This window comes from Acidovorax sp. Leaf73 (assembly GCF_916855635.1).
GTDB classification, from domain to species: Bacteria; Pseudomonadota; Gammaproteobacteria; order Burkholderiales; family Burkholderiaceae_C; genus Acidovorax; species Acidovorax facilis.
Window position 1 is genome coordinate 658,351 of the sequence record NZ_CAKASI010000003.1, and the last position, 21,543, is coordinate 679,893.

The 21,543-nt window shown below is 67.8% G+C and carries 25 protein-coding genes; 14 read left to right on the forward strand and 11 right to left on the reverse strand.

Annotated features, from left to right (window positions below):
• The first annotated feature begins 52 nt into the window (after nucleotides 1-52).
• Nucleotides 53-928 (forward strand): hypothetical protein, encoded by an 876-nt coding sequence (locus tag LPA35_RS12810; RefSeq protein ID WP_228897227.1) that lies wholly within the window; start codon nucleotides 53-55, stop codon nucleotides 926-928.
• Between the two features lie 38 nt (nucleotides 929-966).
• Here LPA35_RS12810 and LPA35_RS12815 read toward each other — a convergent pair whose 3' ends face one another.
• Together LPA35_RS12815 and LPA35_RS12820 are read right to left on the reverse strand one after the other, a co-directional pair.
• Nucleotides 967-1,479, reverse strand: a complete 513-nt coding sequence (locus LPA35_RS12815; protein WP_055401106.1) for an SRPBCC family protein — start codon at nucleotides 1,477-1,479, stop codon at nucleotides 967-969.
• A 192-nt stretch (nucleotides 1,480-1,671) separates the two neighbouring features.
• Nucleotides 1,672-2,646 (reverse strand): LysR family transcriptional regulator, encoded by a 975-nt coding sequence (locus LPA35_RS12820; RefSeq protein WP_228897228.1) that lies wholly within the window; start codon nucleotides 2,644-2,646, stop codon nucleotides 1,672-1,674.
• Nucleotides 2,647-2,817: 171 nt separating this feature from the next.
• Here LPA35_RS12820 and LPA35_RS12825 point away from each other — a divergent pair, with 171 nt between their 5' ends.
• A complete protein-coding gene (locus LPA35_RS12825) occupies nucleotides 2,818-3,717 on the forward strand; it encodes an oxidoreductase (protein ID WP_228897229.1) in 900 nt (299 codons plus the stop codon).
• A 141-nt stretch (nucleotides 3,718-3,858) separates the two neighbouring features.
• On the opposite strand, the gene LPA35_RS12830 is transcribed toward LPA35_RS12825, so the two are convergent.
• From LPA35_RS12830 to LPA35_RS12840, 3 genes are read right to left on the reverse strand one after another with little or no spacing between them, the layout of a single operon-like run.
• Nucleotides 3,859-4,380: a hypothetical protein gene (locus LPA35_RS12830; protein WP_228897230.1), complete on the reverse strand. Its 522-nt coding sequence runs from the start codon at nucleotides 4,378-4,380 to the stop codon at nucleotides 3,859-3,861.
• A 38-nt stretch (nucleotides 4,381-4,418) separates the two neighbouring features.
• Nucleotides 4,419-5,042 carry a glutathione S-transferase family protein gene (locus LPA35_RS12835; protein ID WP_228897231.1) on the reverse strand — a complete coding sequence of 208 codons (624 nt, stop codon included), beginning with the start codon at nucleotides 5,040-5,042 and terminating at the stop codon, nucleotides 4,419-4,421.
• A 19-nt stretch (nucleotides 5,043-5,061) separates the two neighbouring features.
• Nucleotides 5,062-5,790, reverse strand: coding sequence for an NIPSNAP family protein (locus LPA35_RS12840; protein ID WP_228897232.1), 729 nt, complete (start codon nucleotides 5,788-5,790; stop codon nucleotides 5,062-5,064).
• A 141-nt stretch (nucleotides 5,791-5,931) separates the two neighbouring features.
• Here LPA35_RS12840 and LPA35_RS12845 point away from each other — a divergent pair, with 141 nt between their 5' ends.
• From LPA35_RS12845 to LPA35_RS12855, 3 genes are all read left to right on the forward strand, one after another.
• Complete coding sequence (locus LPA35_RS12845; RefSeq protein WP_228897233.1) at nucleotides 5,932-6,912, forward strand: YafY family protein; 981 nt, start codon at nucleotides 5,932-5,934, stop codon at nucleotides 6,910-6,912.
• A gap of 214 nt (nucleotides 6,913-7,126) precedes the next feature.
• Nucleotides 7,127-8,584, forward strand: coding sequence for a metal-dependent hydrolase (locus tag LPA35_RS12850; protein ID WP_228897234.1), 1,458 nt, complete (start codon nucleotides 7,127-7,129; stop codon nucleotides 8,582-8,584).
• Entirely contained in the window at nucleotides 8,584-9,396 is an 813-nt protein-coding gene (locus tag LPA35_RS12855; RefSeq protein ID WP_228897235.1) for a cupin-like domain-containing protein, read from the forward strand. Before LPA35_RS12850 ends, LPA35_RS12855 begins: the two co-directional genes overlap by 1 nt.
• Here LPA35_RS12855 and LPA35_RS12860 read toward each other — a convergent pair.
• Nucleotides 9,393-10,076, reverse strand: coding sequence for a TetR/AcrR family transcriptional regulator (locus tag LPA35_RS12860; protein ID WP_228897236.1), 684 nt, complete (start codon nucleotides 10,074-10,076; stop codon nucleotides 9,393-9,395). The two genes, LPA35_RS12855 and LPA35_RS12860, sit on opposite strands and share 4 nt — an antisense overlap.
• A 136-nt stretch (nucleotides 10,077-10,212) precedes the next feature.
• Between LPA35_RS12860 and LPA35_RS12865 the strand changes: the two genes are divergently transcribed.
• From LPA35_RS12865 to LPA35_RS12890, 6 genes are all read left to right on the forward strand, one after another.
• A complete protein-coding gene (locus LPA35_RS12865) occupies nucleotides 10,213-10,641 on the forward strand; it encodes a VOC family protein (RefSeq protein WP_121508236.1) in 429 nt (142 codons plus the stop codon).
• A gap of 35 nt (nucleotides 10,642-10,676) precedes the next feature.
• Nucleotides 10,677-11,336, forward strand: a complete 660-nt coding sequence (locus LPA35_RS12870) for a glutathione S-transferase family protein (RefSeq protein WP_228897237.1) — start codon at nucleotides 10,677-10,679, stop codon at nucleotides 11,334-11,336.
• A 58-nt stretch (nucleotides 11,337-11,394) separates the two neighbouring features.
• Entirely contained in the window at nucleotides 11,395-11,889 is a 495-nt protein-coding gene (locus tag LPA35_RS12875) for a DUF1579 domain-containing protein (protein ID WP_228897238.1), read from the forward strand.
• Between the two features lie 90 nt (nucleotides 11,890-11,979).
• Nucleotides 11,980-12,348 carry a DUF1428 domain-containing protein gene (locus tag LPA35_RS12880; protein WP_055397674.1) on the forward strand — a complete coding sequence of 123 codons (369 nt, stop codon included), beginning with the start codon at nucleotides 11,980-11,982 and terminating at the stop codon, nucleotides 12,346-12,348.
• A gap of 288 nt (nucleotides 12,349-12,636) precedes the next feature.
• Nucleotides 12,637-13,716, forward strand: coding sequence for a pirin family protein (locus LPA35_RS12885; RefSeq protein WP_228897239.1), 1,080 nt, complete (start codon nucleotides 12,637-12,639; stop codon nucleotides 13,714-13,716).
• A gap of 90 nt (nucleotides 13,717-13,806) precedes the next feature.
• Nucleotides 13,807-14,283: a peptidylprolyl isomerase gene (locus LPA35_RS12890; RefSeq protein ID WP_055397684.1), complete on the forward strand. Its 477-nt coding sequence runs from the start codon at nucleotides 13,807-13,809 to the stop codon at nucleotides 14,281-14,283.
• Between the two features lie 13 nt (nucleotides 14,284-14,296).
• Here the strand turns inward: LPA35_RS12890 and LPA35_RS12895 are convergent, their stop codons facing one another.
• Together LPA35_RS12895 and LPA35_RS12900 are read right to left on the reverse strand one after the other, a co-directional pair.
• Nucleotides 14,297-15,430 (reverse strand): thiolase family protein, encoded by a 1,134-nt coding sequence (locus LPA35_RS12895; RefSeq protein ID WP_228897240.1) that lies wholly within the window; start codon nucleotides 15,428-15,430, stop codon nucleotides 14,297-14,299.
• Between the two features lie 44 nt (nucleotides 15,431-15,474).
• Nucleotides 15,475-16,275: an SDR family oxidoreductase gene (locus LPA35_RS12900; RefSeq protein WP_228897241.1), complete on the reverse strand. Its 801-nt coding sequence runs from the start codon at nucleotides 16,273-16,275 to the stop codon at nucleotides 15,475-15,477.
• A gap of 172 nt (nucleotides 16,276-16,447) precedes the next feature.
• Between LPA35_RS12900 and LPA35_RS12905 the strand changes: the two genes are divergently transcribed.
• Nucleotides 16,448-17,041, forward strand: coding sequence for a TetR/AcrR family transcriptional regulator (locus LPA35_RS12905; protein WP_228897242.1), 594 nt, complete (start codon nucleotides 16,448-16,450; stop codon nucleotides 17,039-17,041).
• Nucleotides 17,042-17,100: 59 nt separating this feature from the next.
• Here LPA35_RS12905 and LPA35_RS12910 read toward each other — a convergent pair whose 3' ends face one another.
• Together LPA35_RS12910 and LPA35_RS12915 are read right to left on the reverse strand one after the other, a co-directional pair.
• On the reverse strand, nucleotides 17,101-17,670 hold the full coding sequence (locus LPA35_RS12910; RefSeq protein ID WP_121421531.1) for a PleD family two-component system response regulator: 570 nt from the start codon (nucleotides 17,668-17,670) through the stop codon (nucleotides 17,101-17,103).
• A 301-nt stretch (nucleotides 17,671-17,971) separates the two neighbouring features.
• The gene (locus LPA35_RS12915; RefSeq protein WP_121421530.1) at nucleotides 17,972-18,895 is read right to left on the reverse strand and encodes a LysR family transcriptional regulator; all 924 of its coding nucleotides are present in this window, start codon (nucleotides 18,893-18,895) and stop codon (nucleotides 17,972-17,974) included.
• 117 nt (nucleotides 18,896-19,012) lie between these two features.
• Between LPA35_RS12915 and LPA35_RS12920 the strand changes: the two genes are divergently transcribed.
• Nucleotides 19,013-19,654, forward strand: a complete 642-nt coding sequence (locus LPA35_RS12920) for a glutathione S-transferase family protein (RefSeq protein WP_121421529.1) — start codon at nucleotides 19,013-19,015, stop codon at nucleotides 19,652-19,654.
• Nucleotides 19,651-20,652, forward strand: coding sequence for a pyridoxamine 5'-phosphate oxidase family protein (locus tag LPA35_RS12925; RefSeq protein ID WP_228897243.1), 1,002 nt, complete (start codon nucleotides 19,651-19,653; stop codon nucleotides 20,650-20,652). Before LPA35_RS12920 ends, LPA35_RS12925 begins: the two co-directional genes overlap by 4 nt.
• Here LPA35_RS12925 and LPA35_RS12930 read toward each other — a convergent pair.
• Nucleotides 20,546-21,535, reverse strand: coding sequence for a TIGR03915 family putative DNA repair protein (locus LPA35_RS12930; RefSeq protein ID WP_228897244.1), 990 nt, complete (start codon nucleotides 21,533-21,535; stop codon nucleotides 20,546-20,548). The genes LPA35_RS12925 and LPA35_RS12930 overlap by 107 nt on opposite strands.
• Nucleotides 21,536-21,543: the final 8 nt, after the last annotated feature.

Below are 21,543 nucleotides of genomic sequence, written 5' to 3' on the forward strand. Positions count from 1 at the left end.
GGGTTGCGCCCAGGGCGATATAGTGGCCCACCCTTCCACCTGGGACCCTTTTGTGAACCTCACCCTCCGCACTTTGCGCAATGCCTGCGCCCCTGCAGCAGCGTTGGCCGCGCTGACGGTCAGCGTCTCCCTGCACGCCGCCACGCCCGCCGAGTCGGTCTATGTGGGCGAATACCGGGGGCGTTCCGTGGACACGATCACGCAACTGGCGCTGCTGGACGACAACACCTTTTGTTTTGCGGTGACGGGTGGGGTGCTGGACATGCTGATGGCGGGCCGCTGGAAGGCGGAAGGCAGCGGAGTCCGGCTACAGCAGGTGCGGCAGGACCAGACCTTGTTCCCGGCCTACGCCCGCAAGGTGGCAGCGCTGGGCGCCATGGTGGAGTTCGACTTCCACGGCCCCACGCTGTCCAGTGCCCGCGCGCCGGTGTTTGCGGTGTCGGCGGATGACAAGGCCCCGGCCACGCTGCGCCCGCTGTTTGGCCCGGACCACAGCAGCTGGTCTGAAAACTACCCGCTGCCCCCACTGCCTGCAGAGGCCGTGCGCTACTTCTACCTGGGCGACGTGGTGGAGGAAGCCCCGGGCAAGCCAGCGGTCGTGAAGGTGGTGCAGTACCGGCTGGACGGTGCCAATTCAGTGCGTGTGGGGTTTGATCCGCTGCAGGCCTTGCCGCTGATGAGCCAGCGGGCCGAGCTGAAAGGGGACATGCTGTTTCTGTCAGGCAGCCGCCTGGGCAAACGCCGGGCGCTGGACCCTGAAGTGGTGCAAACGGTGCGCACGGGTTGCATAGCCCCCGCGCTGAATCCTGGCGCCCCGCGCCCTGCGCCGAAGCAAGGCGAGACCCCGCCCCTGGAGCCCCTGAGAACGTTTACCGTCAGCCCGTCGGCCATTCAGGGCACGCCATTCTTCGAAGCCAAAAGCAACTGAGCCGTGGTGGGCAGTCGTCGGGTCGGATGAGGGCCGCCTCAGGCTGAAATCGCTGGGCCTCCGGGCGCACGCAGTGGGGTCTCGATCTGCATCTTGGCCAGCCGCAGCGCCTTGCGCATGTAGCCGCGCCACAGCACGTTGGCCAGCAGCCAGAGCACCGGCGCGGCCCATTTGGAGCGGGGATGAAACGCGTGGCGCCAGCGCACCGTGGTCTGCGTGCCACCCGCCTGCGGGTCAAACCACCAGGCCCCATTGGCCCCGGTGGCCAGCCAGCGCAGTGCCCCGGTGAAGCCGCTGACGGTGTAGCTGAAGTACTGCGCCGGGTGGTAGTGCTTGAGCCTTTCTTCGGCCACGCTGCCGTCGGACAGCGCCACGGTGCGCGTCTGCCCCGGCGTGTCCCAGGCGCCCGTCTGGTCGCGCGTGCCGATCACTGCGGGCAAAGGCCCGTAGCCGGTGAACAGGGCGCGCGGGTCAATGGGCGCGATGTGCTGGAACGCCAGTGCCGGGGAGGCCTTGATGTGTGTCTGGACCGTGGCAGAGAAGGTGGTCATGGGTGAATCCGGTGCGTTGCTTTCGCCCTCTCGGGCAGTCAAGTCACTGTAGGGCGTGCGACCACACCGATAAATACCCTTCTCCGCAACGGACTGTTTGCGATATGACCCGCAATCGCCCCTTTCCCGGGCGAAAACGCTGTGCGCCAACGCGGCGGGCGCACACGGCAGCCATCGGCGGCCGGAGCCCGTTCAGGTGGCCGAAGCTTTGCGTCGCCGGGGCTTTGGAGCCGGGCCCCGCAGCTCCTGCACGCTCAGCCCGAACGCCGGGTTGTCGGCCAGCATCTCCACCGCCAGATCGATAAAGGCGCGCGCGCGGGCCGGCTGCGCCGCCCGGCTGCCGTAGTACACGTACAGGCCCAGGTGCTGGGGCACGAATTCGGTCAGCACGGGCACCAGTTGCCCGCTGCGCACCAGTGGCGCCGCCGTCACGCCGACAAGCTGGCCGATGGCGTGGCCGCCCAGCACCGCGCGCGCTTCCAGCTCGATGTCGTTGACGCAGAACGCTGGCGGTATGGCATGGGCCACGATGTCATCGCCCACCTGAAACTCCCACGGCATGGGCTTGCCGGTGGTGGGGTGGCGAAACCCGCTGCAGCGGTGCTGCGCCAGGTCTTCGATGCGGGTGGGTGTGCCATGGCGGGCCAGGTAGTCCGGCGTGGCGCACACCACCAGCTGCAGCGCCATCAGGCGCCGCGCAATCACGCCGCCCTCGGGCGGGTAGCCCGAGCGGAAACCAACGTCCACCCGGTCCTCCACCCAATTGCCGATGCGGTCGTCCAGCTGCACATCGGGCTCCACCAGCGGATAGCGGCGGCAGAACACGTCGAGCACGGGCCAGACCAACTCCAGCATGATGGAGCGTGGTGCCACGATGCGCAGCGGCCCCGCAATCTCCTCGCGCCCGCGCCTCGCGCCGTGCACCGCCCGCTGCAGGGTCGCGAGGCCCGGCTGCGCGGCCTCCAGAAACTGGCGCCCCTCCTCGGTCAGGCTCAGGCTGCGCGTGGTGCGGTGGAACAGCCGCACGCCCAGGTGCGATTCGAGCTGCCCCAGCGCCAGGCTGGCGGCCTGCGGGGTGATGCCCTGGGCCGAGGCGGCCTGCCGCAGGCTGCCCAGCTCGGCGGCTTTGGCAAACGTGGCAATGGCACGCAGTTCATTGATGGCCATGGTGTCCGTTCCGAGGTATTGACAAGTTTTACTTGTGAATGAAGTCAGCAATTATGGGCTAGTGCGATGGCAATGGTCTGCCTACAGTTCACCTCCATGGCCGCGCCTTTGCATCTCAGCGTGCTGCGTTTGCCAGAACCCCGCTTTCAATCCCTTTCAAGGACTTCCGCCATGACGGCTTCGACTGCTCTCCCTTCCTCCTTCCCCCGCGTCTGGATGATTACCGGCGCCTCGCGCGGCATTGGCGCCCGCATTGCCGAGGCGGCGCTCGCCCAGGGCGACGCTGTGGTCGCCACGGCCCGCGATGCCGCGTCGATTGAAAAGCGCCTGGGCCCCAGCGACGCACTGTTGCCTGTGGCGCTCGACGTGACCGACGAAGCCCAGGCCCGCCACGCTGTGGGCGCCGCGCTGGAGCGCTTTGGCCGCATCGACGTGCTGGTCAACAACGCGGGCTACGGCCTGCTGGGCGCGGTCGAGGAATCCACCGCCGACGAAGTGCTGCGACTGTTCGACACCAACGTGTTCGGCCTGCTGCATGTGACCCGGGCCGTGCTGCCCGCCATGCGCGCGCGCCGCGCAGGGCACGTGATCAACATCTCGTCGCTGGGTGGCGTGCGCTCCAGTGCCGGTTTTGGCGTGTACTGCGCCACCAAGTTCGCGGTGGAAGGCCTGACCGAGGCGCTGCATGCCGAGCTGGCCCCGCTGGGCATCCATGCCACGGCGGTGCAGCCCGGGTACTTCCGCACCGAGTTCCTTGATGGTGCCTCGCTGGCCGTGGCGCCACGTGTGCTGGACGACTACGCCGCCAGCGCTGGCGCCGTGCGCGAGGCTGCGCGCCGCATCAACCTGAACCAGCCTGGCGACCCCGTGCGCCTGGCCCAGGCCGTGATGAAGCTGGTGGCCAGCCCCACACCGCCGCTGCGCCTGCCACTGGGCACCGACACGCTGCAGACCATTGCCGACACGCATGCCTTCGTGGCGCAAGAGACCGCGCAGTGGCGGGCCGTAGCGGCGTCCACGGATTTTCCGGTGCAGGAGCGTGAGGAGGCCCAGGCGCTGTCTGCTGGATAAAAGCTCCTGATTTAATAGCTGTTAGCGCTTATAGGCTAAGCGCTGGATGCTATTTTTGCTCTCAATCAGTGGCGATGGTGTGGTTGGATGGAATGGCGGATGCCGTGCCAGCCGCCCACCCCTGCAATGGTGTGCAGGGCCTCACACCGGCCGCGCAAACTCCATCACCCAGTTGACTTCCCAGGTGGCCCCACCGTCGTCCGAAAAAGCCTGCTGCCAGCGCGGTGCGCCGGTGTGCATCTGCGACCACTCAAAGCGCACGCGCACGGGGCGGCCCTCGAAGTTCTCCTGGCCTTCGAAGATGCCCACGCCATCGCGAAACCCGCCCACCACGGGCGGATGCAGCAGCCCGGTGGCTGGGTCCACGCCGCCGGTGGTGTTGTCGAGCCAATAGATGCTCCAGCGCTGTGCCTCAGGGTTGAACACGCGCAGCGCCATGCCCACAAAGCCGGGCTTCCAGGTGGCTGGGATGAAGTCGTCGCAGTTGCCGATGCCGCCGGGCAGCGGCCGCGCGGTGCCGGTGGCGTCAAAGGTCTCCCAGTCGGTGCAGCCGGCCAGGCGGCGCACCAGGCGGGTGTTGCGGATGTGCCAGGAGCCCATGAGGAAGTCGAAGTCGCGGGCGGCGTTGTTGCCAGTGGTGGGGGTTGTGGTGGAGTTTTGCATGGTGTGTGGTGATGGGGGTTCGTGAGGGGGATGAAGGATCAGGACGAAGCCATGGCTTCGTTGGGATGAACCCAGCCGGGCAGGGCACGCAGAGCATTCAGCCAGCGCGACACGCAGGGGAAGTCTTCGGCGGCGAGGCCCGCTTCGGGCAGCCAGAAGAGATAGGCCGAGCAGGCGAGGTCTGCGATGCTGGGGCCGGAAGGCACCAGGAACTCCGAGCTTGCGAGTGTTTCGTTCAGCGTGGTCAAGTCTGCGATGGCGCGTGCGCGCAGGTAGGTCAGAACCTCGCCAGGCTGTGGCGCCCAGCGCATTGCAAAGCGCAGGTTGGGCACGCTGAAGCCAATGCGGTTCGTCTCCCAGAAAAGCCATTCCAGGATGGCGCTCCCTTCCGCCGCAGCGCCACAGAACGCGCGGGTGCGCTGCGCCAGATGGAGCAGGATGGCATTGGATTGGCAATAGGCGGTGCCGCCATCGACGAGGACCGGCACTTCACCGAAGTGGCTGGCTGCCACAAAGTCCGCGGGGCGCTCGACCCGGGGCGTATCGAGCGCAATCGGCTGGTAGCGGTGCGGGGTGGCAGTCAGTAAAAGCAGCGACCGAACCTTGTACGAGTGGCCGGAACCTGCGGCGCCGTACAGCAGCAGGGAGGCGGGTGTGGACATGGGCTCTTCTCCTTTGCGATCAGGCATGCAACGCCGAGCGCGCTGTGGGCTGCAGCCGGTGCGTCTCGGGCGCCCGGGCCAGCCAGGGGGCAAGGCCCGGGGCTACGTCCTGCGCCCAGGCGCCGCTGTTGGCAAAGGACTGCAGCGCCGCTGCATCGCCAAACAGCGCCAGCCCCAGCAGCACATGCTCGCCCGCGCGCACCGGCAGGCGGGGAAAGGTGTTGGGGCTGGCTTCGGTGCTGTACCACGCCACCTGGCGCGCGCCGCCGCGCTGCAGCGTGGGGGCCATGCGGTGGCGGCAATAGTCCAGCAAGGCCGGGGTGGCGGGCTCGTGCAGATAGAACACGGTGGCGTCCAGCACACCCGCCGCAGTGCCTGTGGCGCCCGGCGCGGGCCGGGCGTGTTGCGGCAACGTGGACGCCGCCCCGGGCCACGCGGGGCGTAGCAGCAGCACGTTGTCAGAGTCGATCATGGTGGCGTTGGCGGCAGCGCGGTGCGCCGCCCACACGGGGCCGCCGTAGAAGGCTTCGAGTGCGCGGCGGCGTGAGTCCATGTCGGCAAAGCCGCGCAGCCAGACAAACAGGTCGGGCTGATCGAGGTCGCGGAACTGGCCCAGCACGCGCATGCCATGGGCCTCCTGTGTTTCAACGAACTCGCGGTCGAAGAGGTCGATCAGCGCGTCGCGCTGCCCTGGGTGCAGGGTGTATTGGCGCAGTTCGACGATGGGGTGGTGGTCGGCGGTGGGCATGCGGGCTCCGGGTTTGTGGGGGTAAGACAAGCTCATGATCGGAGTCTGCGCCGCAATACCTGCCAACCTATGGCAGGTATTGCGCTATCTTTCGCCTTCACCCTAGTACCCCCCCCGTTACCCCGCACAACCTGCCTGCCCATGCGCGCCAGCCGCCTGTTGTCCCTTCAGATGCTGCTCGAAACCCAGGGCCGCATGAGTGCGCAGGCGCTGGCCGAGGCGCTGGAGGTCTCCGTGCGCACGCTGTACCGCGATGTGGACCAGCTCAGCGCGGCCGGTGTGCCCATCTATGCCGAGCGTGGGCGCAACGGTGGCTTTGCGCTGCTGCCAGGCTGGAAGACCACGCTCACCGGGCTCACGCCTTCCGAGGCGCAGGCCGTGTTCTTGAGCGGCCTGCCCGGCCCCGCGCAGGACCTGGGGCTGGGCGGCGATGTGGAGGGCGCGCGGCTGAAGCTTTTGTCGTCGCTGCCCGCTTCGTGGCGCGAAGACGCCCAGCGCGTGAGCACCCGCCTGCACCTGGACCCGGTGGACTGGTACCGCGAGAGCGACCCCACGCCCCACCTGCCCACCGTGGCCGCTGCGGTGTGGAGCGGTCACCAGATCGCGATGCGCTACGAGAGCTGGGCTGACACGGTGGAGCGTACGGTGAGCCCGCTGGGGCTGGTGCTCAAGGCGGGTGTCTGGTACCTGGTGGCAGGGCCTGCGGGTACGGCAGAAGGCGGACCGCGCACCTACCGCGTGTCGAACATCCGGGCTGCCACGGCGCTGGCCACACCCGTGCGCCGCCCGGCGCGGTTTGACCTGGCCAGCTATTGGGCGCAGTCGATCCAGCGTTTTGAAGCAGGGATCTACACCGGCGAGGCGGCGTTGCTGGCCACACCGGCCGGGCTCAAGGGCCTGCGCGCGCTCAGCAGCGCCGTGGCCCGCGCGGTGGCTGCGGCCCCGCCGCCCCGCCGCAAGGATGGGCGCGTGGCCGTGACCATTCCCATTGAGTCGGTGGAACACGCCTGCGGGCAACTCATGCGGCTGTCTCCGCAGGTGGAGGTGCTGCGGCCTGCGGCGTTGCGCCGCGCGCTCATGGAGCGGGTGGTGGCCACGGCGCGCCTGTATGGATTGCCGTGATCTGGGTTGTAGGGAATTGCTATTAAAGTTGTAGCTGTTTGCGCAATGTAGATAAGCGCTAGGGCCTAAAAATCTTCTAAAACTGAGCAGGCACTTCAACGCAGACCGTGCCCTGCCACTGCAGCCGCCCTGCCGGTTGGGTGGTGTTGGAGGTGTCACATGCGCGACACGTGCCCCCACTACCTTCGACAGGCTTTAACAATGGCCTGCGGTGATGCAAACAGTGATGGTGGTGTCGGGGGCGTCCGAGCGGTTCTGGAACCAGACCCCCTTTCGTTCGTATTTGTTCAATGCGTTTTCGCTGCTGCTGCCCTCCGGGGAGCAGTTTGTGATTCGGGCGATGGAAGACGCTGCCACGCGCCTGCCCGAAGGGGCACCTTTGCAGGAAGAGGTGGCCCAGTTCGTGCGCGAGGAGCGCGCCCACCAGCGCGCGCACCGCTTGTACAACACGCAGTTGGCGGCCCAGGGCTACAACGCCGTGGCCCTGGAGGCGCGCATCGAGCGCGCCGTGCAGGGCCTGGAGCAGGCCCTGGCCTGGAAGGAGCGCCTGGCCCTGGCGGCGGCGCTGGAATACCTGACAGCGCTGATCTCGCGCCAGGCACTGCGCGGCGAGGGCTGGCTGGTTCACAACGCGTGCCGCCAGTCCAGCCTGTGGCGCTGGCACTGCGAAGAAGAGGTGGCGCACCATGGCGTGGCGCTGCGCCTTCTCAATGAGGTGGGCCAGGTGGGCTATGGGCGCCGATTGGGGCTGTATGTGCTGGCGTCCCTGATATTGCTGGGCGATGTGGCGCGCCACACCTGGGACTTCTTTCAGACAGATCGCGCGCAGGGCCGGTTGACCTGGGGGGGTGGTGTCCGGTCTGCGGCGGAGTTTGTGCTGCGGCAGGGCATGGGCCTGGCCCGCATGGCGGTGGGGTGGCTGGGCTACGGGCTGCCGCTGCACCGCCTGGTGCCTGCGCCGCACGCGGGCCGAAACGCAGAGAAGACCCGCATCGAAGTGCGCCCGCTGAAGGCCCGCGACATTCCCCGCCTGCTGGTGCTGGAGCACCGGAAGTGGAGCGACGACCAGGCCGCCAGCGCGCAGGCCATGGCGCAACGCATCGCGGCCCACCCGCAGCTGTGCATGGGGGCGTTCTGCCCGCGCACGGGCGAGGCGCTGGCCTCGCTGTTCCTCAAGCCCATTTCAGCGGCACAGTTGCAAAGCGCCCGCACCTGGGCCGATTGCGCGGAGGTTGGAAGCCAGGACGGGGCACAGCCCAGCCGTGACCTGTTTGGCATCAGTCTGAGCAGCGTCAGCCCGCAAGGGGTGGAGGCGATCTTTGCGTTCTTCTGGCCGCGTGCGCTGAAGGCTGGCTGGCGCCAGATTTACCTGGGCTCGCCCGTGCCGGGCCTGGCCCGCTGGCGCAGGAGCGAGACCCATGCCCCGGTGGAGTCGTATGTCTACGCCACCCGCCGGGGCATGCCGCAAGACCCGCAGCTGCGCTACTACTGGCAAAAGGGCTTCAAGACCATCGTGGCCTGCAAGCCAGACTACTTTCCGCATGCCGCGTCGCTGGACTACGGGGTGGTGGTGCGGGGGCGCATCCCGTTGTCGTCCCTGGCGCCGCTGTGGCGCCATGTGCCGCTGCCCTGGTTGCGGGGGATGCAACGCTGCATGGCCAGGGTGCTGTGATGGCAGACCATGAAAGCGCGTGGGAGCCGCTGGGCGCGCAGGTAGCTTCCGTGGCCGAGGCCGTCGGCCGCCGCGAGCCCTGTGTGTTGCGCCAGCGCGCGGCCCATTGGCCCGCAGTGGCGCAGTGGACCTGGGAGCGCCTGGGGGCGCTGGCCCCCGACCTGCCCGTGCGGCTGGTGCAGGGCAACCGCGAGCTGGGCGCCACCGTGTTCCAGCCTTCCACTCTGGGCGCTTATCTCCAGTCCCTGCAAGGCCCCGCCACCGCCGGTGAGGCGCCGCTGTACCTCAAGGAGTTCAACCTTCTGGGTGCCTTTCCCACGCTGCGCGCCGATGTGCGTCCGCAGGAGCTGTTTCCGCCGGGGGCACTGCACGATGCCCAGACCTGGATCGGCCCCGCAGAGGCCAGAACGGGCTTGCACCACGACTACCTCGACAACCTTGCCGTGCAACTGGTGGGGCGCAAGCGCTTTTATCTGCTGCGCCCCGGGGCGGTGGAGCGGCTGGGTGCCGTTGCCGCCAAGCATGACCGCTGGGCGGCCCTGGCTTCACTGAATGCTGATGCCGTGGTGGACCGAGGTGTGGTTGCAGGCGACGCCTGGGTGGTGGACCTGGAGCCCGGGGACGTGCTCTATGTGCCCGCGCGCTGGTGGCATGAAGTGGTGAACCACACCCCCAGCGTGTTGCTGAGCGGGTTTTTTGGCACCCGCACGACGGTGTACGCGCAGTGGGTGTGGCGCCAGGCTGTGCAGGGTGCACATCTTGCAGGCCTGTGGCGGCGTGGGCACTGCACCTGCCATCCGGCGCGGGTCTAAATCCCCCGCTCCACCATGTCCAGCAGCCGCTGCCCCAGCCCGTCCAGTAGGGGCTGCGGCGTGCCGCGCAGTGGCCCGTCGATGCTGAGCAGCGCCATACCGTGCACGGTGGACCATGCCAGGTACTCCGCGCCGGGGCGGCGCTCGGCTGGCAGGGCGCCAGCGGTGACCAGGTCATCCAGCGCGGCGCTCAGGTGCTGAAAAGGATTCAGGCCCGTGGCGCCGCCCATGGCCGGGTCGGGATGGGTCTGCACGGTGAAGCGGCCTCCGAACGCGGTGCGGAACAGGCCCGTTTCGGCATGCGCAAACCGCATGTAGCCTGCGCCCACGGCGCGCACCTTGGCGTGGGCCTGTTCGGTGCGGGTGCCGGTGGAGGGTACCTGGGCCAGTTCGGCCTCCATGAAGTGCGCGGCAGCGGCCACGGCGGCGGCGCGCACGGCGGCCAGCAAATCGTCGCGGTTGGCAAAGTGGCGATAGGCCGCGTTGGGCGCCACCCCCGCGCGGCGTGTGGCCTCGCGCAGCACCACAGCGTCGGGGCCACCCTGTCGGGCCAGCTCGACACCGGCGTCCAGCAGCGCGCGCCGCAGGTCGCCATGGCGGTAGGTGGCGCGCGGGGCGGGGCCTGCGCTGGCAGTCTTGGCAGTGCTAGCGGCGAGGGCGTTGCGATTGGTTACGGGCATGGCGGACTTGGATGTGGACACTGTCCATTATCTTTGCTATTGTTTGTGGACGGTGTTCACAATGAGGTGGACACTTTCTTTTTATGACCCTCCCAGGCCTTCATGCGATGAACGGCCTGGTTTGCAAGGAGACCCCATGAAAGTCGAGTCCTACCTGATGTTTGAAGGCCGTTGCGAGGAAGCGCTGGACTTCTACCGCAGCGCCCTGGGCGCCAAGGTCGGCACCCTCATGCGCTACAAGGACAACCCCGAGCCCGCAGCAGGACAGGGTTGCGCCGACGGCAGCGGCCCAGGCCCCACGCCCGAGATGGTCATGCACGCCGAATTCACCGTGGGCGAGACGACGCTGATGGCATCGGACGGCATGGGGTCGGGCAAGGCCAGCTTCCAGGGCATCTCGCTGGCGCTGAGCCCCGCGAGCGAAGCGGAGGCCCAGCGCCTGTTCAATGCGCTGGCCGACGGTGGCCAGGTGCAGATGCCGCTGGCCAAGACCTTCTTCTCGCAGGCCTTCGGCATGGTGGCCGACCGCTTCGGCGTGCCGTGGATGGTGGTGGCGCCCGAATGAGCGAAGCGCACCAGAGCCCCAACACAGGTACGGTCATGCTTGCCCTCTATGGACACCCTTTCTCGTCGTACACCCAGAAGGTGCTGACCGCGCTGTATGAAAACGGGACTCCCTTTGAATTGCGCAATCTCGACCCCGCTGCGCCGGGCAACCATGCGCCCGAATGGCTGCGCCGCTGGCCGTTGGCAAAGTTTCCGCTTCTGGTGGATGGCGATCACACGGTGGTGGAGAGCAGCATCGTGATCGAGCACCTGCAGATGGCCCACCCGGGGCCCGTGCAGCTGATACCGGACGACCCTGCAGCGGCGTTGCAGGTGCGGTTCATGGACCGCTTCTTTGACCTGCACGTGATGGCGCCCGTCCAGCACGCGGTGAACGCTGCGTTGACTGGCGACCCCGCCAAGCGCGTTGACGGCGTGGCCTGGGCCGCTGACAAGCTGGAGAAGGCCTATGCATGGCTGGAAGGCGAATGGGCCCGCCGCACCTGGGCTGCGGGCGACGGCTTCACGATGGCCGACTGCGCAGCGGCGCCCGCGCTGTTCTATGCCGATTGGACGCACCCCATTGCCGCCAGCTACCCCCTGCTGCGCGCCTACCGCGCGCGACTGCTGGCGCGACCCTCATTTGCGCAAGCCGTGGAGGGCGGCCGCCCCTACCGCCACTACTTTCCGCTCGGGGCGCCAGACCGTGATTGACGGGATCGCCCCCCCAAGCTGACTGAATTGCCAAACCCCAACCACCAAGGAGACCGAAATGATGAATGCCGAACCCCACGCCATGCACCGCTGGCTGCAGCAGCTGATTGGCGACTGGACCAGCGACGCCAACTGCGACGCTCCACCCGGCGAGTCCGGCGCCCCCGCTCAAGAGCAATCCACTGGCTCCGAGCATGTGCGCGCCCTGGGCGACCTGTGGGTGCTGTGCGAAGGCACGGGCACCATGCCCGGCGGGGGCGAAGCCCACATGCTGATGACGCTGGGCTACGACCCCGAGAAGAGCGTGTTTCGCGGCACCTGGGTGGGCTCGATGATGACCCACATGTTCGTGTACGAAGGCACGCTCGATGCCGACCAGAAGGTGCTGACCCTGGAGACCGAAGGCCCGAGCTTCAAGGACGACGGCAAGACCGCCCGCTACCGCGACGTGATCACGCTGGTGAGCGCAAACGAACGCACCTTGACATCGTTCGGGCTGCAGCCGGATGGCAGCTGGTCGCAGATGATGCAGGCAACGTACCGGCGCAAGTGATGGGGGCGGGCCCCGGTCCGCGTCCGCCGAACGAATACGTGGCGCCCACAGGCGGGCGCATCCCTTGGTCAACCTCACAGGAGTCAAGCTATGTCCTACATCGATGGTTTCGTGATCGCGGTCCCCACCGCCAACAAGCAGAAGTTCATTGAGCACGCGCGCCATTTCGACGCGATGTTCATCGAGCTGGGCGCGATCCGTGTGATCGAAGGTTGGGGCGACGACGTCCCCGACGGCAAAGTCACCGATTTCCGCCGCGCGGTCCAGGCCACGGCCGAGGAGACGGTGGCCTTTTCGTGGGTCGAATGGCCCGACAAAGCCACGCGCGACGCGGGCATGAAGAAGATGATGGAAGACCCGCGCATGGACCCGTCCCAACCCGGCAACCCTCCCATGCCCTTTGATGGCAAACGCATGATCTTCGGCGGCTTCGAGCAGGTGGTGGAGGTGAAGGCTTGAACAGCCGTCGAAACTGATAGCAATCGGTGCTTGGTGGACAAGCGCCAGGGCCGGACTTGGCTAGGGATGTCCTGCACGACCCGCCCGAGGCCGTGCCATCACAGACCGCAGGGAGTTATGCAGGTCATCCTTATGTGTTCTGTAAGAGCACGCGGTGCAAAGCCCCCACTGTCCTGCCCGCCGCACCGCACTGTTCCACCCACAGCACTTCTGCTCAGGCACCATAGGCTCCATATTCCACAGGCATACCGCCCGATCGTGGCGGTGCACAACATGAGGAGCCCCCGTATGTCGTCGCCCACACCTGCTGCAGCAAGCACCGCTCTGGTGCCCATCGTGCGCGCCCAGCTGCTCGGTCCGCAGTGGCCCACGCTCGACCCGTTTCTTTTCTGCGCCCACCACGACGATGCCTACCCGGCAGGCAACGCAGCGTTCGGCCCCGCCGTGCCGATTGAAGACCGCCAGATCGGCAGCGACTTCAGCGGCAAGGACGGCTGGAGCATGTACCACGGCGACACCGTGCCGGGCTTTCCGGGCCACCCGCACCGGGGTTTTGAGACGGTGACGCTGGTGCGCAAGGGCCTCATCGACCATTCCGACTCGCTGGGCGCGGCCGCGCGTTTTGGCGGCGGCGACGTGCAGTGGGTCACCGCTGGCAAGGGCATCGTGCATTCCGAAATGTTCCCGCTGCTCAACGCCACGGAGCCCAACCCTCTGGAGCTGTTCCAGATCTGGTTGAACCTTCCTGCCAAGAACAAGATGGTGGCACCGCACTTCACCATGCTGTGGAACGAGCGCATCCCGCGCCTGGTGCACCACGACACTGCAGGCCGCGCCACCACGGTGACGGTGGTGGCCGGTGCGCTGCCCGGCGCGCCCGATCCGCTGTCGCCGCCGCCCGAATCCTGGGCCTCCCAGCCCGAAGGCGAAGTCGCCATCTGGACGCTGCACCTGGAGCCCGGTGCTGAATGGACACTGCCTGCGGCGAAGGGTGAGACCACGCAGCGCATGCTGTACTTCTTTGTGGGCGACAGCCTGCGCGTCGGCCCGCAAGACGTGGACCGCCACGCCGCGCTGCAGGTGCGGGCCACCGAGGACTGGACCCTGACCAACACCGGTACCACCGCCGTCGAATGCCTGGTGCTGCAGGGCCGCCCCATTGGCGAGCCCGTGGCGCAGTACGGCCCGTTTGTGATGAACACGCAGGCGGAGATCATGCAGGCCATGAACGACTACCGCCGCACCCAGTTCGGCGGGTGGCCTTGGGCCCAGCAGGACCCGGTGCACGGCACCGAGGCACGGCGGTTTGCGCGGTATCCGGGGCAGGCGGAAGAAGAGCGGCCGGCAGAGGCGGCGGCTGGCGCGTAAGCCGGGGCGGCGCGCCCCGCCCCCGAGGTGCCCGGCGGCCACCGGGCGCCTCGTGGACAATGCACGCTTTTAGCGCAAGCAGATACCACCATGGCCACCACCATCACCAAAGACACCGCCGTCACCATCACGTACAAGGTCACTACACCGCAGGGCAAGCCGCTGGACGCGGGCAGCCTGTCATACCTGCACGGTGGCTATGAAAACATCTTCCCCAAGGTAGAAGCCGCCCTCGAAGGCCAGGCCGTCGGCTTCACCACCGCGCTGGACCTGGCCGTGGAAGACGCCTTCGGCGCCCGCGACGAAAGCCTGGTGCGCACCATCCCCAAGACCGAGTTCCCCCCGGGCGTGAAGGTGGGCGGCCAGCTGCAGGGCATGGGCACTGACGGCCAGCCCGCTCTGTTCAACGTCGTCAAGATCAAGGGCCCCGAAGTGCACCTGGACGGCAACCACCCGCTGGCCGGGCAGGCGCTGAAGTTCAGCTGCAAGGTCACCGAAGTGCGCGCTGCCAGTGCTGAAGAAATTGCACACCGCCATGTGCACGGGGCACACGGCCACCAGCACTGATCACGAAAGATTGCTACACGGCCCCCAGCACCGTCGCAATCCCCTGCCCGCCGCCTATGCACTGCGTTGCCAGCGCATAGCGGCCCTTCTCCCGCTGCAGCAGCGCCGCCGCCTTGCCGGTGATGCGCGCACCTGTGGCGCCCAGCGGATGGCCGATGGCCAGGCCGCCACCGTCCAGGTTGATCGCGTCCTCGCGCAGGCCCAGTTCGCGGATGCAGGCCAGGGCCTGTGATCCAAACGCTTCGTTGATTTCCACCACATCCAGGTCCTGCGCCGCAATGCCTGCGCGCGCAAGTGCCTTGCGCGTGGCGGGCACCGGGCCCATGCCCATGTAGGCGGGGTCCACGCCCGCAGTCGCCATGGCCAGGATGCGGGCCAGGGGCGCCAAGCCATGGCGGGTGGCATACGCTTCGGTGGTGACCAGCACGGCCACGGCGCCGTCGGTCAATGGCGATGAGGTGCCTGCGGTGACCACGCCATCGTCCCTGAACGCGGGGCGCAACGCGGCCAGGGCTTCGGGCGTGGTGCCGGGACGGATGCATCCGTCCTGCGCCACCATGTCGCCGGATGCCAGCGTGATCGGCACGATCTCGGCCTGCAGGCGGCCTGCATCGCGCGCGGCGGCCGCCTTGCGGTGCGATGCCACGGCCAGCGCCTCCTGGTCGGCGCGCGTCACCGCATAGCGTTGCGCCACGTTCTCGGCCGTCTCGCCCATGCTGATGTAGGCGTCGCTGTGTTCGTACAGCGCGGGGTGGGGCGAGAAGTTGAAGCCGCCCTGCGGCACCATGGTCATCGACTCGACGCCGATGCACAGGTATGCCTCGCCCAGGCCCGCCTCGATCTGCGCGGCGGCGATGTGGATGGCTGACATGGACGAGCCGCAGAAGCGGTTGACCGTCATGCCGCCCAGCTCCTGCGGCAGGCCCGCGAGCAGCGACACGATGCGCGCGATATTGTTGCCCTGCGCCGCCTCGGGGTAGGCGCAGCCGGCGATCACGTCTTCGAGTGTGGAGGGGTCAATGCCGGTGCGCTGCAGCAGGCCGGTGACCACCTGCGCGGCCAGGGTGTCAGGGCGCATGCCGGCCAGCGCGCCCTTGCGCGCAAAGTGAAAGGGCGAGCGTGCATACGCGGTGATCAGGGCTTTCATGGCGATGCCTTTCGGGGGTGACGTTTGGTGGGGTGGGTTGCGGGTTAGGCGGCAGCGGCGGCCAGGTAGCGGCGTGCCGGGTCGCGCAGCGACAGGAAGGGGCCCAGCGCGCGGCGGGCGTCTTCCAGTGCGGTCCATTCATGCACGGCTTCTAGCGACGGGATGGTCACCTCTTCACCCTGGTCCAGGCCTGCCAGCGCTGCGTCCACCATGGTGTCCACATCCATCAGCATCTCTTGCGGCAGGTGGGCGATGGGCGTGCCCGCGCGGTCCCAGATCTCCGTGCGTGTAGCGCCCGGCAGCACAGCCTGCACGCGCACGCCGTGGCGGCCCAGTTCGGCCTGCAGTGACTTGGAGAGGTTAAGCACATAGGCCTTGGTGCCGCTATAGGTGTCGCTGAACATCTCGGGCACCAGCGCCAGCACCGATGCGATGTTGATCAGCGTGCCCGCCTTGCGTGCTGCAAACCCCTTGGCCACGGCCGCTGCAAGCCGCGTGGGCGCCACCACATTGAGCGCAATCATGCGTTCCACCGCATCGATGTCGGACTCGAGGAACGTGCCGCTCACGGCCATGCCTGCGTTGTTGAGCAGCAAGGTGATGCTGGCGTCCGACTGCAGGCGCTGCTCCACGCGGGCCCGGTCGGCGGGGTTGGTCAGGTCGGCCTGCAGCACCTCGGTGCGTACGCCGGTCTCGCGTGCCAGGCGGTCGGCCAGAGCCGTCAGGCGTGCAGCGTCGCGGGCCACCAGAACCAGGTCATAGCCGCGCCGGGCCAGGCGGTCGGCATACACCGCTCCTATGCCGGACGATGCGCCGGTGACAACAGCCGTGCCCAGGGAGGGCATAGAGGTGCGGGATGAATGGGATGCAGCAATGGACATGAAAGGCTTCCTGAAGAAAACAGAAAAAGGCGAAAGATGTTTTACATGATGATCATCATGTTTGAATTATATGACGATCATCATTTAAAATGTCAAGCGGGTGATTTCAGACAGCGCAGCAAACAAGGGGAATGCGATGAAAGTCAGCAAGGAACAGATGGCAGAAAACCGCGAGCGCATCCTGGACACGGCCGCGCAGCTGTTCCGTGAGAAAGGTTTCGATGGCATTGGCGTGGCCGACCTCATGAAGAGCGCGGGGCTGACGCACGGTGGCTTCTATGGCCACTTTGCATCCAAGGACGACCTCATGGCGCAGGCCACCGAACGCGCGCTGGGCAAGCTGCACACCGCTTGGGCTGCGCTGGCGCGCGACGCTGCACACAACGGGCAAGACCCGCTGGGAGCGGTGGAATCTGCCTACCTGTCAGCCCGACATCGCGACGCGCCCGGCCACGGCTGCCTGCTGGCCGCGCTGGGCAGCGACGCCGCGCGCCAGGGCCCCGCCGTGCGGCAGGCCGTGACCGATGGGGTGCAAAAACAGGTGGACGCCCTGGCTACGCTGATGCCCGGCCGCACCAAGGCGGCCAAACGCCAGCGCGCGCTGGCCGACTACGCGAGCATGGTCGGCGCCATGGTGCTGGCGCGCGCGGTGGACGATTCGGACCTTTCGGACGAGATCCTGCAGGCCACGGCGGCGGCGCTGCGCGTCTGTGCACCACCTGCAGCTTGAGACCCTGGAGGGCTGTTCATGTGATCGCGGCTGAGAAAGCGGCGTGATCGGCCTGCATCTCAGGGCGCGGTGGGCGTGGCTGGAGCGGCCGCAGTGGGCGGGGAGGTTGGCGCGGCGTCCACCTTGCGCCGGGGGACGAACTGCTCGTCGAGCAGCGCCTCGATGCGGGCAAAGATCTCGTGGCGCGAGAACGGCTTCTTCATGAAATCGTCCGCGCCGATACGGTTGGCGTAGAACTGCTCGGTGGCATGCTCGTTGCCGCTGATCATGATCACGGGGATGTGCTGCGAAGCGGGCAATTTGCGGATCGCGCGCAGCGCGTTGAACCCGTTCATGCCCGGCAGGATGATGTCGAGGAAGATCAGTTCGGGCGCTTCCTCTGCGATCAGGGCGAGGCCCTGCTCGGCGTCGAGCGCCTCGCGGGTGTCATAGCCTGCAGATCGAAGTGCCTTGCGCAGCACGGCCACAACAGTCGGCGAGTCGTCAATGATCAGCACCGTGGTGCCCTTGCGGGCGTTGACGCGTTTGCGCTGGCGGCGTTCCACGGGTGCCGCTGGTGGGACGGCGGGGGCTTCGGGCTTCCCCGTCGGTTTGCGCACACTGCCCAGAAGCCGGTCGAAGATGCTCATGGTGCTGTCTCGTTTCTTTCGTTCTTGGATGGCGGGCGGCGGGTCATTGCGTTCGCTGGGTTCCAGCGGATGGCCGCTGGATGGGTAAGTGACGGGCGCGTTCGCACATCTCGTGTCCACAGGGCGCAAGTATTCCAGATGCGGCCGCCGCTCCGGGTAGCGTGTTCCGTGTCATGGTGAAAGAGCGGGCGACGGTCCCATCCCAGTCGAACAACGTCGCCTCGCAAAAACTTCAAAATTGATAGCTACCAACGCTTGATAGATAAGCGCTAGAGGCCAAAAATACTCGAAGCATGGCCTGTCACTGCGCACCGCCGCGCACCAGCCCACGCCCGCGCAGCACCGGCTCTGCCGCCAGCCGCTCGCGCGCAAACTCCACAAACGCGCGCACCTTGGCCGGTGCGCGCCGCCCGGCGGGGTAGACGATGTGCACGGGCACGGGCGGCAGTTCGTGCTCGGCCAGCACGATGCGCAGCCGCCCCGCGCGCAGGCTGGCGGCGGCCTGGTAGGCCAGGCAGCGCGTGAGGCCCAGGCCTGCTTCGGCAGCGGCGATGTCCACCTCGTTGCTGTTGCTGATCCACGCAAACTGCGGCTGGCCCGTGGCGCCGTCCTTGAACTTCCAGGGCGCCACGGCCCGCGCATCGAATGAGAAGCCGATGGCGCGGTGCGCGGCAAGCTCGTCGGGGTGCCGGGGCTCGCCGTGTTGCGCCAGGTAGGCGGGTGACGCCACCACCAGGCGGCGCAGCGCGCCCACCTGCACCGCAGTGAGGCCCGAGTCGGGCAGGTGCGCGATGCGGATGGCCACGTCCATGCCTTCATCAAGCAAATGCACCAGCCGGTTGACGAACAGCGTGCGCACCTGCACACGCGGCTGGGCGTGCAAAAAGCCCTGCACGATGGGCGCCACGTGCTGGATGCCGAACATCTGCGGTGCGGTGATGGACAGCAGCCCCTGGGCCTCGGCCTGTGCACCGCTGGCTGCCTGCTCGGCCTCGTGCAGGTCGTTCAGGATGGGGCGGCAGTCCTGCAAAAAGCGCTCGCCCGCTTCGGTCAGCCGCACCAAACGCGTACTGCGCTGGAACAGCAGCACACCCAGCCGCGCCTCCAGCGCCGCAATGGCGCGCGTGACGGCCGTGGCGGAGCAGCCCAGCCGACGGCCTGCCACGGCAAAGCCGCCCGCATCGGCCACGGTCACAAAACAGCGCAAGGTGTCGAGGTAGTCCATGCGACCCATTATTGCGGATGCCGCAATTATGAAAAGCGGTGATTGGCTATTCACATCGCAGCTTGCAATAGATATCGTCGAGCCATCTTTTCACTCACCCACCGACGAGGCTTCACCATGTTCCCCTCCACCCCGCTCCAGCTGTACCGCATGCCCATCTCGGGCCATTGCCATCGCGTGGAGCTGATGCTGTCCCTGCTCGGCTTGCCCTATGAACTGATTGATGTGAATCTGCTGCGCGGCGAACACCAGCGCGCGGAGTTTCTGGCGCTCAACCCGCTGGGCCAGGTGCCCGTGCTGGTGGACGCGGGCCAGGTGCTGAGTGACAGCAATGGCATCCTGGTGTACCTGGTGCAGCGCTACGCCCCCGGCAGTGCCTGGCTGCCACAAGACGCCGTGGGGCAGGCTCAGTTGCAGCGCTGGTTCAGCCTGGCGGCGGGCTTTCTGGCGCCGGGCATCGGAGGGCCGCGCTTTGCGACGTTGACGGGCCGTGCCGTGAACGAGGTGGCGCAGGCCACCGGCAAGCGCCTGCTCGCCTTCATGGAGGACGAACTGCAGGGGCGGGCCTGGTTGCTCGGGGGTTCAGCGCCCAGCCTGGCCGATGTGGCCATGGTCAGCTACACCTCGCAGGCCCACCTGGCGGGGCTGCCGCTGGATGCCTACCCGCGCATTGCGGCCTGGGTGGCGCGCATGCAGGCCTTGCCGGGCTATCCGGTGCTGGCCGACCAGCTGCCCGCTGCCGAGCAGGTGGCGGCATGACAGCCACCGTGCCCGCTGCATCGGCTGTGGTGCCGGTGCCGCCCGAGGCATTCCACCCCGGTGAGCAGGCCTTGCAGGCGCGCGTGGGTGTGCGCGAGCGCATGGCGGCCGTGGGTGCGATGGTGCTGCGCGACCACATGCCCGACCAGCACCGTGAGCTGTTTGAAAAGCTGCCCACCTTGCTGCTGGGGACGCTGGATGAACAAGGCCAGCCGTGGGCCACGATGCTCGCTGGCCCACCTGGGTTTGTGCACACCCCCGATGCGCAGCGCATGGAGATCGCGACCGCGCCGGATTCCCAGGACCCGGTGCTCACACACCTGGCGCCTGGCGCGGCCGTGGGCGTGCTGGGGCTGGAGCCGCACACGCGGCGGCGCAACCGCATGAACGGGCGGGTGGCAGCGTTTGGCGATAGCGGCCTGGACGTGCAGGTGGTGCAGAGCTTTGGCAACTGCCCCAAATACATCCAGGCGCGGCAGCCAGGCCTGCGCGCTGCGCTGGCCGCTCCGGGCCCGGTGCAGTGGCTGGGCGCCGGACTGGACGCCGACGCCATTGCGCGCGTGCAGCGTGCCGACACCCTGTTCATTGCCAGTGCCTCGGCGCCACGCCCTGGTGCCGGGCACAGCGAAGGCGTGGATGTATCGCACCGGGGCGGCGAGCCAGGCTTTGTGCAGGTGGCGCACACGGAGGCCGGCGTGGTGCTGAGCCTGCCGGACTACCCTGGCAACCAGTTCTTCAACACCCTGGGCAACCTTGCGCTGCACCCGCTGGCAGGCTTGCTGGTGGTGGACTATGAAGAGGGCGGCTTGCTGCACATTGCCGCGCAGGCCGAGGTGCTGTGGGACCGCGCAGCGCGTACTGCCTGGCCCGGCGCACAGCGTGTGCTGCGGCTCACGGTGTTGCGCGCCCTGTGGCGGCCGCAGGTGCTGCCGTGGCGCTGGACACCGCCGGTGTCGGCCCCTCAGTTCCGGGTGATGCGCGAGGCGGCGCTGGACTGAGTGGGGCACCACCAGCGGGCCGCGCACGGGGTGCCGTTGTCCCCGCGATGCGCCTGCGCGGCACGGTGGCCTCGGCCTCCACCATCTTGGCGCTGCGCTCGTGCGCTGTCTGCGCCAGCTCGGTGATGAGCGCGGCCTCGGGCAGGTTGTGCCAGTAGCGCGTGGGCATCTCCTTCTTCATCATGGCCAGCTTGAGCCGCGCGGGGTTGAAGATGTGGCGGTAGTAGGTGAGCCACAGCGCCTCGCCCGCATCGGGCGGCGGCGCGTCGCTGCGCTGCGCGCCGGGGCCGGTGTGCAGCTGGTGGCCGTCCCAGCGCACGCTGGCGTCGGGGGTGAGGATGGCCCAGCGCATCTGTGTGAAGCGGCGGATGAAAAAACCCGCGTTGGCCACGGTGATGTAGTGGTCGGGCTCGAACCAGGCCATGTGCAGGGTCTGGCCGTCGGGTTCCACCACGGGCCGAAAGCGCACAAAGGCGTGCATCTTGTGTTTGTCGCGCCCCACGGCACGGGCCATGTGGTGGGCCAACATGCGGTCGGCGTCCAGCGGGTCGTGTCGCGCGCTGTCGGCTTCATGGCCGCCCTGCGCCATGCGCCACAGCAGGCGGTACATCAGCGCAAAGCGGCCCCGGTCGCGGTGCAGGATGAGCTGCTCGCACAGGTGCACAAAGTCGGGCGGTACGCGCAGCGGCGGCGCATCGGGGGCTGGGCTGGGCAAGGTGTCGCTGGCAGCAGGCTCGGGCGCAAACAGGTCTTCAGCGGCATCCGCCTGGTAGCGCCAGTCCACCGCCTGCGGAGGCACGTTGGCTTGCACCAGGGCGCGTGCCGCTTGGCGAAAACCGGGCCAGTCGGTGGCGTGGTCCAGCGTGATGGTGTGGCGCTGCATCCGTGCCG

Excerpts from the sequence above, each read along its gene's own strand:
- LPA35_RS12895 (WP_228897240.1), bottom strand. The coding sequence starts at position 15,430 with ATGAAAGCCCTGATCACCGCGTATGCACGCTCGCCCTTTCACTTTGCG.
- LPA35_RS12820 (WP_228897228.1), bottom strand. The coding sequence starts at position 2,646 with ATGGCCATCAATGAACTGCGTGCCATTGCCACGTTTGCCAAAGCCGCC.
- LPA35_RS12840 (WP_228897232.1), bottom strand. The coding sequence starts at position 5,790 with ATGCCCACCGCCGACCACCACCCCATCGTCGAACTGCGCCAATACACC.
- LPA35_RS12845 (WP_228897233.1), top strand. The coding sequence starts at position 5,932 with ATGCGCGCCAGCCGCCTGTTGTCCCTTCAGATGCTGCTCGAAACCCAG.
- LPA35_RS12870 (WP_228897237.1), top strand. The coding sequence starts at position 10,677 with ATGCTTGCCCTCTATGGACACCCTTTCTCGTCGTACACCCAGAAGGTG.
- LPA35_RS12905 (WP_228897242.1), top strand. The coding sequence starts at position 16,448 with ATGAAAGTCAGCAAGGAACAGATGGCAGAAAACCGCGAGCGCATCCTG.
- LPA35_RS12910 (WP_121421531.1), bottom strand. The coding sequence starts at position 17,670 with ATGAGCATCTTCGACCGGCTTCTGGGCAGTGTGCGCAAACCGACGGGG.
- LPA35_RS12855 (WP_228897235.1), top strand. The coding sequence starts at position 8,584 with ATGGCAGACCATGAAAGCGCGTGGGAGCCGCTGGGCGCGCAGGTAGCT.
- LPA35_RS12925 (WP_228897243.1), top strand. The coding sequence starts at position 19,651 with ATGACAGCCACCGTGCCCGCTGCATCGGCTGTGGTGCCGGTGCCGCCC.
- LPA35_RS12815 (WP_055401106.1), bottom strand. The coding sequence starts at position 1,479 with ATGACCACCTTCTCTGCCACGGTCCAGACACACATCAAGGCCTCCCCG.
- LPA35_RS12880 (WP_055397674.1), top strand. The coding sequence starts at position 11,980 with ATGTCCTACATCGATGGTTTCGTGATCGCGGTCCCCACCGCCAACAAG.
- LPA35_RS12830 (WP_228897230.1), bottom strand. The coding sequence starts at position 4,380 with ATGCAAAACTCCACCACAACCCCCACCACTGGCAACAACGCCGCCCGC.
- LPA35_RS12865 (WP_121508236.1), top strand. The coding sequence starts at position 10,213 with ATGAAAGTCGAGTCCTACCTGATGTTTGAAGGCCGTTGCGAGGAAGCG.
- LPA35_RS12915 (WP_121421530.1), bottom strand. The coding sequence starts at position 18,895 with ATGGACTACCTCGACACCTTGCGCTGTTTTGTGACCGTGGCCGATGCG.
- LPA35_RS12835 (WP_228897231.1), bottom strand. The coding sequence starts at position 5,042 with ATGTCCACACCCGCCTCCCTGCTGCTGTACGGCGCCGCAGGTTCCGGC.
- LPA35_RS12900 (WP_228897241.1), bottom strand. The coding sequence starts at position 16,275 with ATGCCCTCCCTGGGCACGGCTGTTGTCACCGGCGCATCGTCCGGCATA.
- LPA35_RS12875 (WP_228897238.1), top strand. The coding sequence starts at position 11,395 with ATGATGAATGCCGAACCCCACGCCATGCACCGCTGGCTGCAGCAGCTG.
- LPA35_RS12920 (WP_121421529.1), top strand. The coding sequence starts at position 19,013 with ATGTTCCCCTCCACCCCGCTCCAGCTGTACCGCATGCCCATCTCGGGC.
- LPA35_RS12850 (WP_228897234.1), top strand. The coding sequence starts at position 7,127 with ATGCAAACAGTGATGGTGGTGTCGGGGGCGTCCGAGCGGTTCTGGAAC.
- LPA35_RS12930 (WP_228897244.1), bottom strand. The coding sequence starts at position 21,535 with ATGCAGCGCCACACCATCACGCTGGACCACGCCACCGACTGGCCCGGT.
- LPA35_RS12860 (WP_228897236.1), bottom strand. The coding sequence starts at position 10,076 with ATGCCCGTAACCAATCGCAACGCCCTCGCCGCTAGCACTGCCAAGACT.
- LPA35_RS12885 (WP_228897239.1), top strand. The coding sequence starts at position 12,637 with ATGTCGTCGCCCACACCTGCTGCAGCAAGCACCGCTCTGGTGCCCATC.
- LPA35_RS12890 (WP_055397684.1), top strand. The coding sequence starts at position 13,807 with ATGGCCACCACCATCACCAAAGACACCGCCGTCACCATCACGTACAAG.
- LPA35_RS12825 (WP_228897229.1), top strand. The coding sequence starts at position 2,818 with ATGACGGCTTCGACTGCTCTCCCTTCCTCCTTCCCCCGCGTCTGGATG.